A 13,137-nucleotide genomic window follows, 5' to 3' on the forward strand; every position below is an offset into this window, starting at 1 on the left:
CGAAAGGAAATCTGAGTTAAGTAGGTGGTTAAGGTTGGTGAGTTGGGAAAAATAGTCGATTAATCCATCTGACTATAAAAAATGCCTGAATATTACCGAAGATTCATAAATGAACTACCTTGATTAAAAAAAAGCACCAACAACAATCATGGAATTAATTATGCCCGAAGGAAACCTGCAGATAATCCTGACCTTTCTGGTTTATTTTACCGTGATGCTGGGGGTCGGCTACATCGCCTGGCAGAGAACGCTCAGTTCGGCAGATTATTTTCTTGGGGGCCGCTCGCTGGGTCCATGGTCTGCAGCCCTCAGCGCGGGGGCGTCGGATATGAGTGGCTGGTTGTTGCTGGGATTGCCGGGCTATGCTTTTGCCGCAGGTCTGGAAGCATTTTGGTTGGCTGCAGGCTTGTTGGGGGGGACCTGGCTGAACTGGTTGATTGTTGCCCGACGCTTGAGAGTATACAGCGTAGTTGCCGATGACTCACTGACCTTACCGGAATATTTCGCCAGTCGTTTTGAAGATCGTAAAGGGTTTCTGCAACCTGTATCGGCAGCCTTCATCCTTGTTTTCTTCCTGTTTTATACCAGCTCTGGTCTGGTGGCCGGGGGCAAGCTTTTTGAATCTGTTTTTGGCATTGATTATGAGTGGGCAGTAGTCATTGGAATGTTGTCGGTGATCTCTTACACCCTGTTTGGAGGTTTTCTGGCGGTTTGCTGGACGGATCTGATTCAGGGTTTGCTCATGGCAGCCGCTTTGCTGATTGTGCCCATTGCAGCACTGGAGGTCAGTGGCGGGGTGGATCAGGTGTTTGTGGAAATCGGTGCGCTGAATCCGGAGCTTCTGAACCTTTTTACAACCAGTGAAGGTCAGGCGCTTTCACTCATTACCATTGTCTCTCTACTGGGTTGGGGGCTGGGTTATTTTGGTCAGCCTCATATCCTGGCCCGATTTAAGGCGGTGCAATCTTCAGACCAGCTGACTTTGGCCAGAAGAATTGCTGTGAGCTGGACCGGCATTTGTATGCTGGGCGCCTTAATGGTGGGTCTGGCGGGTATTGTTTATACGCAGCGGTCCGGTATTCAGCTGGATGATCCGGAAGCCATCTTTATGTTGATGGTGAATACACTGTTTCATCCGGTGATTGCTGGCATATTACTGGCAGCCATTCTGGCGGCCATCATGAGCACTGCCGATTCTCAGTTGCTGGTCTGTTCTACGGCTTTTGCTGAAGACTTTTATCGGGATCTTTTCAAAGTTGGCGCCGATGCCCGGGAAGTTTTGCTGGTGGGTCGACTGGCGGTTGTAGGCATTGCGGTGATCGCCACATGGTTGGCGATGAATCCCGACAGCAGTGTTCTTGCAATGGTGTCTTATGCCTGGGCTGGTCTGGGGGCGGCATTCGGTCCGGCCTTGCTGCTGTCTCTTTACTGGAAAAGAATGACCGGGCTGGGAGCCTTGGCGGGTGTTGTTACTGGTGCTGTCACCGTGCTGATATGGAAACCGTTAACCGGTGGCCTGTTCGATCTTTACGAGATAATACCAGGGTTCGTGATTTCTATGGTGGCTTGTATTTTGTTCAGCTTTTTGGGACGCCAGCCCTCGAGGAATATGTTAGATCGTTTTGAAAAAGTGTCGAGCAGGACTTGTATTGTTTCCCGTGTTGATGATGAAGAGCCCTCGTTGTCATAATTGCTTAGCATTACGCAGAATTAATCCATCGGGTATAGAGTAAGAGGTGTCTTTTTCCATTAACAAATCCTGAGTTCACAGTGGGAGGATGCCATGAAGCAATTGCAAGTGGCTGTCAAAAAGCGTCATCAGGAGAGTGATGAGACTGATCCTCATGATGCCGAGTTGAAACAAACCCTGGAGCGACTGAAGAAGAAAGGGTTGAACCCCATGCAGATGTGTCACAAGTTGATTGAGCATGAAGAACCTGCTCCCAAAGATCGGGTCTGGAGTTATGATTTGGTGGTAGCGGAGTGCAAGCGGCTGAAAGTTTCATACTGAGCGTTTGATTGAAAAAATGCCAAGGCTTTCAGCGTGGCACCAAAAGAGATCAGTGCGGTGCCACAGTCTTGTGTAAGGTGTTTTTTAACTTCGGCAGCTGTGATCACAGAGGTTGTGAAGGTCTGAGCGTTAAACTTTCCCGGTTTTCAGCAACTGCTGAAACTTCAACTTTTTCTCTTGGGCGCTGAGTTGAGGGGTTTGAAGGTCGGATTGAGGAACCAGCGGGCCCAAGTCCAGGCTGGCAGATTCACTTTCTGGTGCAGGTGAGTCACCTTCTTGCTGAAGCAGATGATTATCCATCACATCCAGAGCTTCCAGAAGACCGGGATAGGCCTCGTCGGATTCATCGAGATCCTGTAGTTTGTTTGAGATGTTATCTCTAATTTGTCGTATACGTTCAACAGAAACCTTATCCTGATTTTCTTCCAGCCATCTTTTGGCAGATTCGCCATTGGTTGCCATACTCGATCCAGTTCCAGAGTATTTATGTCGGGTTCTATAATATCATTTTCATTCGGCTTTTGGTCATGCTTTTGTTGGGGCTTTCGGGTGGAGTTATTTTGTGAAGTTGTCTGAGCCTTTTGTCTTTCAAAATGCTGTTCTTTCCTGACTTACATAATGCTTTGGAAAATACCATCCTGAAGGGATTGATTCTGATAGGTAGAATTTATTATCTGAATTTGACCCAGGCGCTTGGGAGTAGGATGTTGATAGAAGAAGTCCGAAGTCAGGTAGCAGAGCTGACTGAGAGGCTGAGGCAGCTTCGGCTGTCCGGTGCACCGGAGCAGACTCTGGTACGGATAGAACAGCCCCTTCCCATGATTAATTTATTCAACTGGCTGTCAGGTCAGGCATTACCGGGAAAAAGCTACTGGCAGGATCGCGAAAGTGACTACAAGGTAGCGGGTCTTGGCAAAGCCTGGCGGTTTAAAGTCAAAGATCAGGCAGAGGTGAACACTTGCTTTCAACAGGTGAACGCAATGTTGGATAAAACAACGCGTTGCCTCGGATACCTGTCTTTTTCGGACAGTCAGAAGATGATCTGGCCTGAATTTGGGTATGGCGAATTCTTTTTTCCGGTGATCGAAGTGGTTCAGACCCGAAAAGGCTGTTCTTTGGCCTGTCATCTGCCGGGGCATGATGAGCTGTTATGGGGCACCAGTATTGAGAGGGTCCTGGGCTATCTGGCGCAAGTCAACTGGGCACTTGAAGAGGTAGGTACTCACTATTTATTGGGAGACCCGAAATTCATACCCGATCAGGCACACTGGACTTCTTTGATTGGGCATGCCCTTGAGGGTTTTGAGTCAGGAGCCTTGCAAAAAGTGGTGCTTTCCAGAGAGGCACAATTGAGCCTTCTGGAAGGTCAGCTGAACCCCTGGATGCTGCTCTATCACTGGCAATTGGCGAACCCGAGATCTTATGTTTTTGCTTTTGAATCCGATCAGGGTTCACTTTTCTTTGGTTGCTCTCCGGAGCGTTTGTTTCGCCGGGTTGATCGCGTTGTTCAGACTGAAGCCCTGGCAGGGACGACCCGGCGGGGCAGCAGTCGCCATGAAGATTTCAAACTTGAGTTGTGTCTGCTCAATGACTCTAAGAACGTTCATGAGAATCGTCTCGTGCTGGATGATATCCGCAGGCGTCTGGAATCCATCTGCTGTGATCTGGAATTTGACCGCAGTCATTCTGTGGTCAAACTAAAAACGATTCAGCATCTAAGGCAAGTAATAAGGGGCGTGCTCAAAGACGAAGTCAGTGACAGTCAGCTTCTTTCTCTCTTGCATCCTACGCCTGCGGTGGGTGGTGAACCCAGGGAGATGGCAAGACACTTCATTGAAGAACGTGAAGTCTACAGCAGAGGACTCTACGCCGGAGCTTGCGGTGTGCTCGGTAAAAAGCGCAGTGAGTTCACGGTATCGATTCGCAGTGCTTTGTTGGAAGAGAAACGGCTCAGGGTGTTTTCAGGTGCCGGGATAGTCAATGGCTCAGATGCTCAGGATGAGTGGCAGGAGTTGGATAGCAAGATCGGAACCCTTCTGTCATTGCTGGACCCTGAAGCCCCTGTGCTGAATGCATCTAACCAAATTGGAAGATCTAATGACCTTTCCCACCAGACATCCTAGCCTGAATTTTCTCTGGTCAGCACTGATTCTGGAAGAGCTCAGCCGGTTGGGTGTAGAGCAGGTATGTATTGCACCAGGCTCCCGCTCTGCGCCATTGACGCTGGTGGCAGCAGAATTCAGTCAGTTTGAAAAGCATGTCCATTTTGACGAACGCGGTTTGGGTTTCTTTGCTCTGGGACTGGCTAAAAGTACGCGGAAACCGGTTGCAGTGATCACAACTTCCGGGACAGCGGTTGCAAACCTTTATCCAGCCATCATAGAAGCCAGGCAGTCTGGTGTTTCTCTGGTTATAGTCACGGCTGATCGACCTCCCGAGCTTATTGACTGCGGTGCCAATCAGGCCATTGAGCAGCAGGATATTTATGCCGGTTATCCCGGAGCTGTTCTTAAGTTGCCAACACCTGATGAGAATATTCCCCCCAGCTGGCTATTAACCAGTATTGATCAGGCCTTTGCCCGTTCCTGCCAGCAGGGGCTTCCCATGCATATCAACTGCATGTTTCGGGAGCCTTTGTATCCGGAAGGCAAGGCCCATGATTTTTCAGGTTATCTGAGTCGACTGTCATTCTGGTGCTCAGCCAGAACGCCTCACACTGTCTACGACACTGGGATGAATATATCACTCAACAAAAGTCCTGTTGCCTGGTCAGATTTTTCGACGGGCAAAGGTTTGATCGTAGCGGGCCGTATTAATGAGCAAGAGTCTGCCGAAACGGTTGCAGGGTTGGCCCGGGCATTGGGCTGGCCTCTTCTGGCCGACATTCAATCTCAGCTTTATGGCCATTCGTTGGCTGTTTCCCATCCTGATCTGCTTCTGGCCAGCAAAGCCGGAAAAGCGCTGTTGAGTCAGGCTGATCGTATTCTTCAGGTGGGTGCTCATCTGGTTTCAAAGAGACTGGATAAGTTCATTTCTTCCGGCGACTGGCAGCATTACTGGATGCTTGGCCAGGCATTTCGCCGAATGGATACCGGTCACTGCCAGACCTATCGGCTGGTCGGGCCTGTTGCAGACTGCTGTCGTATGTTGACTGAACTTTCTGATGACCTGGGCTCTGATCCATTATGGAAAGGACAGATCGAGCAGTTATCGCAATCGATTCATACTTTGGTGGTCAGGCTGGACTCGGCCCCGGGGTCATTGACTGAACGTTGGCTCGGGGCGTATCTGACCAAACTATTGCCTGACGACAATTGTCTTTTTGTTGGCAACAGTTTGCCCATTCGACTATTGGATATGTTCTCCCTTGCCCCGGTCGGGCAGGTATATGCTAACCGTGGTGCCAGTGGTATTGATGGATTGCTGGCAACGGCAGCAGGTTGTGCTGTGGGCGAAAAGAAATTTATGGTGGCTGTCGTCGGTGATCTATCATTTCTCCACGATTTAAATTCCCTGCAATTACTGAGGCAGTTGAATTCACCCTTTGCTCTGTTGGTCATCAATAATGATGGCGGTGGTATTTTCAACCTGTTGCCGGTTGAGGACCGACCCGAAGCCGCGCAGAAATATTTTGTCAGCCCTCATGGCTTGAATGCCCGTCAGGCTGCGGAAATGTTTGGATTGCCTTACCATCAGCCGGACAGTCGAGAGACGCTGGCAGCTTTGCTGAGGCAAGTGAGGCAGAAGCCGGGTGCATCAGTCATTGAGGTGATGACGCGACCCGGTCAGGCTGCTGAGCAGATAAAGCAGGCGTTGAGCCAGCTGGAGATGTTGTCATGAACGCAACCAACCTTGCTTATCGAACCTGGGGTATCCGTGAAGGTGTGCCGCTGGTTTTGTTGCATGGTTTTCTCGGAGACTCCGGGGACTGGGAGGAGTTCGCCAGACACCTGGAAACTGATCTGTATCTGATAGCCGTTGATTTACCCGGGCATGGCAAAAGTCGTGATGTCAAAGTCAGTCAGGATAATGCTTTTGAAGCGTTCAGCGATCTGCTGCTGGGAACGCTTTATCAATTGGGACTCGATCATTACAGTGTGTTGGGCTATTCACTGGGCGGGCGACTGGCCATGAGCCACCTTGCTCAGGCAGGAGAGGCTATTGACCGGCTGCTGCTGGAGTCGTCCCATCCTGGTTTGGAAGACAACGCTGAGCGTCAGGCTCGCTGGAAGAATGATCAGGATTGGGCGGAGCAGTTTCGCAATGATCCACTCAATGAAGTTTTGCAGCGCTGGTATCACCAGCCAGTCTTTGCGGACCTGAACAGTCGCGAGCGGGAGCAACTAATGCGGCATCGTTGTTCAAGTCATCAAATTGAAGGCTTACCTCCCGACAAAGCCGGTACGAATGGGGAATCTCTGGCATGGGTACTGGAAGCGTTCAGCCTGTCCCGGCAGCCAGAGTTCTGCGGGGTGCTCAATCGTTCTTCAGAAGCGTCACATTATTTTTGTGGCGAACGTGACCTGAAATTTCAGGACGTCGCTCATCGTCTACTTGAGATGGGGTGTGTTCATAGTGTTCATGAGATTAAAGAAGCAGGCCATAACATCCACCGGGAGCAGCCAGAAGCTATGGCCGCAGTTACAAGGCAGCTACTTTTGTGATCTGAGTTCATTATGACACTTGCTCTCTTTCAGTCCTGCAACCTATATCGATATCGACAACCACTGAGCAAGCCTCTTTCGTTAAAAACGATGACACTGACAATCCGTGAAGGGCTCATTCTTGAGATGGTCGATCAGAATGGGCAGGTGCATTACGGCGAAGCTTCGCCACTACCAGGTTTTAGCCGGGAAACTGTCTTTGAAGCTCAGGAGCAGCTGAAAGATGCGGCAGAATACTATTGTTCCCGGGGGGTGATTGATCAGAGTCTTCTATATCCGTCGGTTGCTTTTGCCATCGAGAGCATTCAGTTCAGTCTCGGCAAAGAGCATTGGAGTCAAGAGAGGGTCTCTGAATCACCCTTGCTTATGGGAGCCGATGCATTGACGCTCAAACGTCTGGATGACTGGTCCGGGAACTGGCCCGATGAGTTCAAGTTAAAGGTCGGGGGCAATAGCATTGGGCAGGATGTGGATGCGGTTAATCAAATTCTTGATCGGATTCCGGACGATGTAAAACTGAGGTTGGATGCCAATCAACGGTGGTCTTTCGATGAGGCTTTAGAGTTTGCCAGGCAGGTGCCAGCCAGCAGAGTCAGCTACATCGAAGAACCTACACAGTATTATGAAGAATTTCCGCAATTATTCCAAAAAACCGGTGTCGGGTACGCGCTGGACGAAACATTGCAGGAGTCGGCACTCGGCACGATGCTGCCGGAAATGAATAGACTCAGAGCTGAAGACGGACTCAGGGCTGTCGTATTAAAACCAACCCTGGTGGGTGGTGTGTCCAGATGTTTGACTCTGGCTGACTGGGCCAGAGAAAAAAAGGCCAGAGTCGTTTTCAGCTCATCCTTCGAAAGTACTTTGGGGTTGAGTCTGATCGAGCAACTCAGCCTGCAGTGTGACCCGATGGAAAGTCCTGGCCTTGATACGCTCTCTGCTTTTCAGAACCCCGGATTTTGCCGGTTGCCTGAGTACGGTCGACGAATGTCTTTAGATTTACTCAATGCCATGGAGAATGTATGGAGTTATCGTTCTGCCCTCTGAGAGACTGGTCACTCAAAGATCCTCAAAGGGTCGTTGCCAGAGTGAATGGTCAGCCTGTATCCAGGGCTGAGCTGGACGCAAAGGCAGAAACACTCCTTGATGCATTTTATAGTCAGGGTGTCAGGAGAGGCGATCGGATTCTGGTACCGATAACCTGTGCATGGGATGCGGTCATACTGAGCATAGCCTGCCTGAGAGGCCGGTGGGTCTTTTGCCCGGTCAATCCGCAAATGCCGGACGTGCAGAAGAGGCAGTATTGCCAGAAGATCGGTGCCCAGTGGACCCTTCATGAAGGGTTTGGAGCAATAACGGGCCTGGAATGGCCCAGCTTCTCTGACCAGCCTGAAGCAGCGGATTCCCGTTTGGTCATCGAGCCAGAAGCTCTGTTTGATCTGATTGCTACGTCAGGCACTACCGGTGTGCCCAAAGCCGTCAGTCATACTTTCTCCAATCATGTTTACAGTGCCAAAGGCTCTCAATCCTGTACGCCTCTGACAGAGCATGACGGCTGGCTGTTGTCTCTGCCACTGTTCCATGTTGGCGGCTTTGGCATTGTGGTTCGTTGCCTGCTCGCAGGTGCCGAGATAGTGATAGATACGCAAAAAATGTCATTAGAGCAATTGCTGTTGGAATACAGAATCACCCATGTATCTCTGGTCAATACCCAGTTGCGCAGACTGTTGGTAAGAGGAGCCGATCTGCTGGATAACAGTAAGCTGAAATACATTCTATTGGGTGGAGGGTTTGCGTCTCCTGAACTGGTATCTCAGGTTCAGGAGAAAGGTATTAATATTCTAACCACTTATGGTATGACAGAGATGAGTGCCCAGGTTTGTACCGGAACCCCGAAATTTACCCGCTCAGGAGTAACCTCAGGTGAGCCTCTACCTTATCGGGAGCTGCAAATCGTTGCTTCCGGAGAGATTCTGGTCAGAGGCGAAACCTTATCTGCGGGCTATTTTGACGACGGCAGAATTATTCCGATTGTCGATGAGCGAGGTTGGTATCACACAGGCGACATTGGTCGGTATTCCGGTGATCAAATAATGGTTATTGGTCGTATAGATAATATGCTGATTTCTGGTGGGGAGAACATCCATCCGGAGGAAATTGAAAAGGCCTTGCTCAGCATTGACGACATCATTATGGCGGTTGTGGTGTCTGTAAGCGATGATGATTATGGGCAGAGGCCTTTTGCATTTGTGCAAACCGAGTCGGGCTCTCTGAATGAGGTATTTACAAAACAAAAGCTTGCAGGCATCATTAGCCGATTCAAGATTCCTGATATGATTCGCTTGCTCCCGGCTGAGCAGATACCCACCGGTCTCAAGCCCAATCGTCAAACCCTGAAAGCATTAGCTGACAGGCTAGCAAATCCTTAATCGTATTTTAACTGATTATCGTCGCTATCTGACCCGGACCAAGGCATAATGCTGGCAAATAGCGGTGATAATTGAAGTGTCTGATGAAAACAAAAGATCAAAAAAACATCCGTGCATTCATCGCTGTCAGGATTCCGCTGGAGCTTGCAGCGATACTGCACAAAAAAGCGCGCCACCGCGCCGGTGATGTGCTTCAGCACAAACTTCGCTGGATGGTGCCTCAGCAGCAGCACATAACACTGCGCTTTCTGGGTGAATGTGGCGAACAGAGTCTTGAGCAGTTTTCCAGTTATATCGAAGATGCCCTGGCAAATGTGCACGGATTCGACTGTATGACCGGGTGTTTCGAATTTTTCCCTGATGCACACAGACCCCGGGCACTGGCCTTGAATATACATTCAGGCCAGCAGTTGAATGCGTTGTCCCGAATTTGCGAAGAAGGCGCTCTTATGTGCGGAATGCGTCGTGAAATGCGCAACTTCCGACCCCATGTCACACTGGCTCGTTTCAAGCAGCATCATCATGTGACTCACAGCCATTTTTTCAATATGCCCAGTTACCGCATGACGGTTAATGAAGCGGTATTGATGAAGAGCGAAACCACGGCTGAAGGTACTCAATACTCGGTACTGAAAGAATTCCCTCTATTGCCCCTGGCTAAGTCAGCCTGACACTGAACTCCACAAGTCCAAAGGAAATTGAAACCCTGCACTTTCGTTGAAAGGTGGGGTTTTTTGCTATCTGGTCCAGTCTCGCTGTATGCCTTGATCAAAAACTCACCAGAAATTTGAAATTCGATTAAGAAGTTAATTTTTCGTTAGTAAGACTTTTGGTTCTGATGGGCTAGTTTGGCTTATTATTTTGTTAAATGATTTATTAGCCAAAATATATCTTGTTTTTATATAATAAAACAAAGTTTTTCACTGTTGTAAATTGTTCTTGTCAGGTATAAATTATGCCGCGTCAAACAGGTGTCTTAACCGCTCGAAACCAAGCGGCCTGTGTCTGACAACCTATTAATTTTTTTCAGACTTTTTCTGATGTGACTTACGTCAGAGGTTTTCTATTGTCTGCATTCAGGGGGAGTGATATGTCAATTAAACGCGAAACACTGGCAGATACATTTGCCCTGATCAGTTTTGGATTGGTTGTTGGATTACTGGTTGAGATTCTGGTGGCCGGGTTGACTATTGAACAATCCCTGCAGTCTCGTTTGATGAGTATTCCGGTTAATATGCTGGTTGCCCGTCCTTACGGAATCTATCGTGACTGGATAATGAGTTACAGCCATATCTTCAAATCAAGAAAAGTTGGAGATACTGTTCTTGATATAGTGGCGTTTATCTCTTTCCAGATTCCGGTTTATGTTGTTCTGGTTGCTGCCACAGGTGCAACAATGGAACAGATTATTACTGCCTGTCTGGGTCAGACTGGTGCTTTAATGCTGATGGCTCGTCCTTACGGTGTTTACATGCAGATTTGTCGTAACAGATTTGTATCAGGGGGTATGAGAACCGCTTAATAATATTTTTCATATTAGTACTTAGCTATATAAGTAATCTCCGAAATTATGCCGTTTTAATAGCTGTCATTAATTAATGAGGCTTCCTATTTTCTAACTATCTGGTTATAGTCCCCTCCAGTTTACCCGAATGTGTTGTATGGGTTTGCCTGTTTTAACTCCGCCAATAGTGGAGTTGGACAGTCTCGGTTGCCTCTTTATTATACAATTGCAGCGTCGTCCGGTGGACCCCGGATTCGCACAATTTCCGCCTTGGTCGTTGCGCGACTGTATAAATAGAGTGTTTGCCAAAAGGCGAATGTGCACCTTTCAGGTCGCGAAGCTTTGATTGGATCTTTCTTGTTTCTATGGCCGTAAGTCCGTTTAATTCAAGAGTGAAAGGATTGGCAAAGCACGAATAAGAATTAGATGAAAAAACAGTCATCAATAAAAGAATCCGCTGATAAACGATTAGCAGGACAATAGCTTTTAAAAGTTTTTCGTTTATTGGAACGGTTATCAAGAAGCGACTGTGTTTTCACATTGAATTTGAGGGGGGGAGCATGTCCTTATTGGAGGTCAATGACCTGCGTATTGAATTTCCTTCACGTCACGGTGTTGCAGTGGCTGTAAAGGGAATGTCTTTTACAGTTGCCAAAGGTGAGATTCTGGGCCTCGTGGGGGAGTCTGGAGCCGGTAAGTCCACGGTTGGTAATGCCATTATTGATTTGCTCAGTGCTCCCGGTCGCGTCGCGGGTGGTGAAATCAGGTTGAATGGTGAAATCATTTCAGGTCTCTCTGGTGAAGCCATTCGTAAAGTGCGTGGCAAAAGAATTGGATTTATTTTTCAGGATCCAATGACTTCATTAAACCCGCTTCTGACGATTGAAACCCAGTTAGTCGAAACCATTATCGAAAATCTCGGATTAAATCCGGCTGAAGCTTTCATTAAAGCAATCGATTTGCTGAAGGCCGTGGGTATTCCCGAGCCGGAAATCAGAATCAAACAATATCCCCATCAATTTTCCGGTGGTATGCGTCAACGGGTAGTTATTGCAATTGCTTTGGCCGGCGAGCCCGAATTGATTATTGCTGATGAACCCACTACTGCCCTGGATGTTTCCATTCAAAACCAGATTCTTGATTTGATTCGTGAACTCTGTAAAGAGCGGGAAGTCGGATGTGTATTGGTAACCCATGATATGGGTGTCATTGCAAACGTTACAGACCGCGTTGCCGTAATGTATATGGGAGAACTGGTAGAGATTGGTGAACCTGGCAAGATTCTGAAAAATCCTGAACACCCCTATACACAGAGTCTGATCAGTGCTGTGCCAAGAACCGATGTCAAACTGCATCGTTTTCCGCGGGTTGAATACATTGAGAAAGTCGAAAGCCGCAGCATTGATGTCAAAAATCACTGGCTGGGTCAGCGTGAATCCTTTGGCTCTATAAAAGATGAGAATCTTCTGAGCGTTGAAAATGTCATGCTCAAATTTGAAACCCAGTCAGCTTTCTTGAAAAAGAACCGTCGTTATGTGACAGCATCCAATAATGTTTCATTCAAAGTGCGTGACGGTGAAACCTTTGGTCTGGTGGGTGAATCGGGCTCGGGCAAGTCAACCATTGCCCGTGTGATTGCGGGTCTTTATCAACCTGACTCCGGGCAGGTCTTTTTCGCAGGTAATGATATTACCCGGCTGAACGAAAAGGCCCGTAAGCCTTTAAGACGACAGATTCAGATGGTATTCCAGAATCCCTATTCCAGTCTGAATGCCCGTATGAATGTTAACGATATTATTGCCGAGCCCATTCGTTTTCATGGCCTGGCTCAGTCTGAGCAGCAGATTCGACAGATCACTGCTGACCTGCTGGACCATGTTGGCCTGGGCAGTAGAGCCGGAATCAAGTTTCCTCATGAGTTTTCCGGTGGTCAGCGCCAGCGTATTTCCATTGCCAGAGCATTGGCGACCCGTCCCCGCTTCCTGATTTGTGATGAACCTACATCTGCGCTGGATGTATCGGTTCAGGCGCAGATTCTCAATTTGCTGAAAGATCTGCAGGAAGAGCTGGGCCTGACCATGCTGTTCATCAGTCACGATCTGACGGTGATCCGCCAGATGTGCGACCGGGTTGGGGTTATGAAGCATGGAACGCTGGTGGAAGTGGATGAGACCGAAAAGCTGTTCAAATCGCCCGAGCACGAATATACCCGGAATCTGATTGATTTGATGCCGAAAATGGATCATCTCTCCCATCGGGGTCTGAAGGAATTACAACAGGCACCCGTTGCACTGGTGTGATGTCTGATTGGCCAGCGCGTTAAAGCCCGTGTTCTTTGCCATGAGCGCAGAATCAGTTTTATTTTTTGTTCCAGAAAAAGTTGTTTCTTACAAAAGTATAAAAACGTTTGTTGACCTGCCCAGAGGGTAAAATAATGAAAAAAATGATCAAGTCACTGGCTGGAGTTGCTCTGGCTTCTACATTGGCCATGAGTGTACAGGCCGCTTCGTTGAAGGTTGCTTACGACGC

Annotated in this window: 11 protein-coding genes; 10 read left to right on the forward strand and 1 reads right to left on the reverse strand. The window is 48.5% G+C overall.

All coding sequences use genetic code 11. The features are described 5' to 3' along the window. Positions 1-160 precede the first annotated feature (160 nt). Entirely contained in the window at positions 161-1,690 is a 1,530-nt protein-coding gene (gene putP, locus ACOMG9_RS07385; protein ID WP_494530002.1) for a sodium/proline symporter PutP, read from the forward strand. 93 nt (positions 1,691-1,783) lie between these two features. Continuing rightward, complete coding sequence (locus tag ACOMG9_RS07390) at positions 1,784-2,011, forward strand: hypothetical protein (RefSeq protein WP_494530003.1); 228 nt, start codon at positions 1,784-1,786, stop codon at positions 2,009-2,011. A gap of 129 nt (positions 2,012-2,140) precedes the next feature. On the opposite strand, the gene ACOMG9_RS07395 is transcribed toward ACOMG9_RS07390, so the two are convergent. Next, positions 2,141-2,473: a hypothetical protein gene (locus ACOMG9_RS07395; RefSeq protein ID WP_422409404.1), complete on the reverse strand. Its 333-nt coding sequence runs from the start codon at positions 2,471-2,473 to the stop codon at positions 2,141-2,143. Positions 2,474-2,715: 242 nt separating this feature from the next. Between ACOMG9_RS07395 and ACOMG9_RS07400 the strand changes: the two genes are divergently transcribed. The 8 genes from ACOMG9_RS07400 to ACOMG9_RS07435 all read left to right on the forward strand — a co-directional run bounded on the left by ACOMG9_RS07400 (position 2,716) and on the right by ACOMG9_RS07435 (position 12,908). After that, positions 2,716-4,134, forward strand: coding sequence for an isochorismate synthase (locus tag ACOMG9_RS07400; RefSeq protein WP_448216426.1), 1,419 nt, complete (start codon positions 2,716-2,718; stop codon positions 4,132-4,134). Then, on the forward strand, positions 4,109-5,851 hold the full coding sequence (gene menD, locus ACOMG9_RS07405) for a 2-succinyl-5-enolpyruvyl-6-hydroxy-3-cyclohexene-1-carboxylic-acid synthase (protein WP_494530004.1): 1,743 nt from the start codon (positions 4,109-4,111) through the stop codon (positions 5,849-5,851). The genes ACOMG9_RS07400 and menD overlap by 26 nt, the downstream gene beginning before the upstream one ends. Continuing rightward, the gene (gene menH / locus ACOMG9_RS07410; protein ID WP_494530005.1) at positions 5,848-6,675 is read left to right on the forward strand and encodes a 2-succinyl-6-hydroxy-2,4-cyclohexadiene-1-carboxylate synthase; all 828 of its coding nucleotides are present in this window, start codon (positions 5,848-5,850) and stop codon (positions 6,673-6,675) included. Before menD ends, menH begins: the two co-directional genes overlap by 4 nt. A gap of 12 nt (positions 6,676-6,687) precedes the next feature. Next, positions 6,688-7,722: an o-succinylbenzoate synthase gene (gene menC / locus ACOMG9_RS07415; protein WP_494530006.1), complete on the forward strand. Its 1,035-nt coding sequence runs from the start codon at positions 6,688-6,690 to the stop codon at positions 7,720-7,722. Further along, positions 7,698-9,104, forward strand: coding sequence for an o-succinylbenzoate--CoA ligase (menE, locus tag ACOMG9_RS07420; RefSeq protein WP_494530007.1), 1,407 nt, complete (start codon positions 7,698-7,700; stop codon positions 9,102-9,104). Before menC ends, menE begins: the two co-directional genes overlap by 25 nt. Before the next feature lie 83 nt (positions 9,105-9,187). Next, positions 9,188-9,775 (forward strand): RNA 2',3'-cyclic phosphodiesterase, encoded by a 588-nt coding sequence (gene thpR, locus ACOMG9_RS07425; RefSeq protein ID WP_422133052.1) that lies wholly within the window; start codon positions 9,188-9,190, stop codon positions 9,773-9,775. Between the two features lie 419 nt (positions 9,776-10,194). Beyond that, on the forward strand, positions 10,195-10,626 hold the full coding sequence (gene alaE / locus ACOMG9_RS07430; protein ID WP_448216431.1) for an L-alanine exporter AlaE: 432 nt from the start codon (positions 10,195-10,197) through the stop codon (positions 10,624-10,626). Between the two features lie 542 nt (positions 10,627-11,168). Continuing rightward, positions 11,169-12,908, forward strand: a complete 1,740-nt coding sequence (locus tag ACOMG9_RS07435) for a dipeptide ABC transporter ATP-binding protein (RefSeq protein WP_448216432.1) — start codon at positions 11,169-11,171, stop codon at positions 12,906-12,908. The last annotated feature ends 229 nt before the right edge of the window (positions 12,909-13,137 follow it).

This window comes from Endozoicomonas sp. PH6C, assembly GCF_059322965.1.

Excerpts from the sequence above, each read along its gene's own strand:
- ACOMG9_RS07395 (WP_422409404.1), bottom strand. The coding sequence starts at position 2,473 with ATGGCAACCAATGGCGAATCTGCCAAAAGATGGCTGGAAGAAAATCAG.
- ACOMG9_RS07435 (WP_448216432.1), top strand. The coding sequence starts at position 11,169 with ATGTCCTTATTGGAGGTCAATGACCTGCGTATTGAATTTCCTTCACGT.
- thpR (WP_422133052.1), top strand. The coding sequence starts at position 9,188 with ATGAAAACAAAAGATCAAAAAAACATCCGTGCATTCATCGCTGTCAGG.
- ACOMG9_RS07400 (WP_448216426.1), top strand. The coding sequence starts at position 2,716 with ATGTTGATAGAAGAAGTCCGAAGTCAGGTAGCAGAGCTGACTGAGAGG.
- menH (WP_494530005.1), top strand. The coding sequence starts at position 5,848 with ATGAACGCAACCAACCTTGCTTATCGAACCTGGGGTATCCGTGAAGGT.
- alaE (WP_448216431.1), top strand. The coding sequence starts at position 10,195 with ATGTCAATTAAACGCGAAACACTGGCAGATACATTTGCCCTGATCAGT.
- ACOMG9_RS07390 (WP_494530003.1), top strand. The coding sequence starts at position 1,784 with ATGAAGCAATTGCAAGTGGCTGTCAAAAAGCGTCATCAGGAGAGTGAT.
- putP (WP_494530002.1), top strand. The coding sequence starts at position 161 with ATGCCCGAAGGAAACCTGCAGATAATCCTGACCTTTCTGGTTTATTTT.
- menC (WP_494530006.1), top strand. The coding sequence starts at position 6,688 with ATGACACTTGCTCTCTTTCAGTCCTGCAACCTATATCGATATCGACAA.
- menE (WP_494530007.1), top strand. The coding sequence starts at position 7,698 with ATGGAGTTATCGTTCTGCCCTCTGAGAGACTGGTCACTCAAAGATCCT.
- menD (WP_494530004.1), top strand. The coding sequence starts at position 4,109 with ATGACCTTTCCCACCAGACATCCTAGCCTGAATTTTCTCTGGTCAGCA.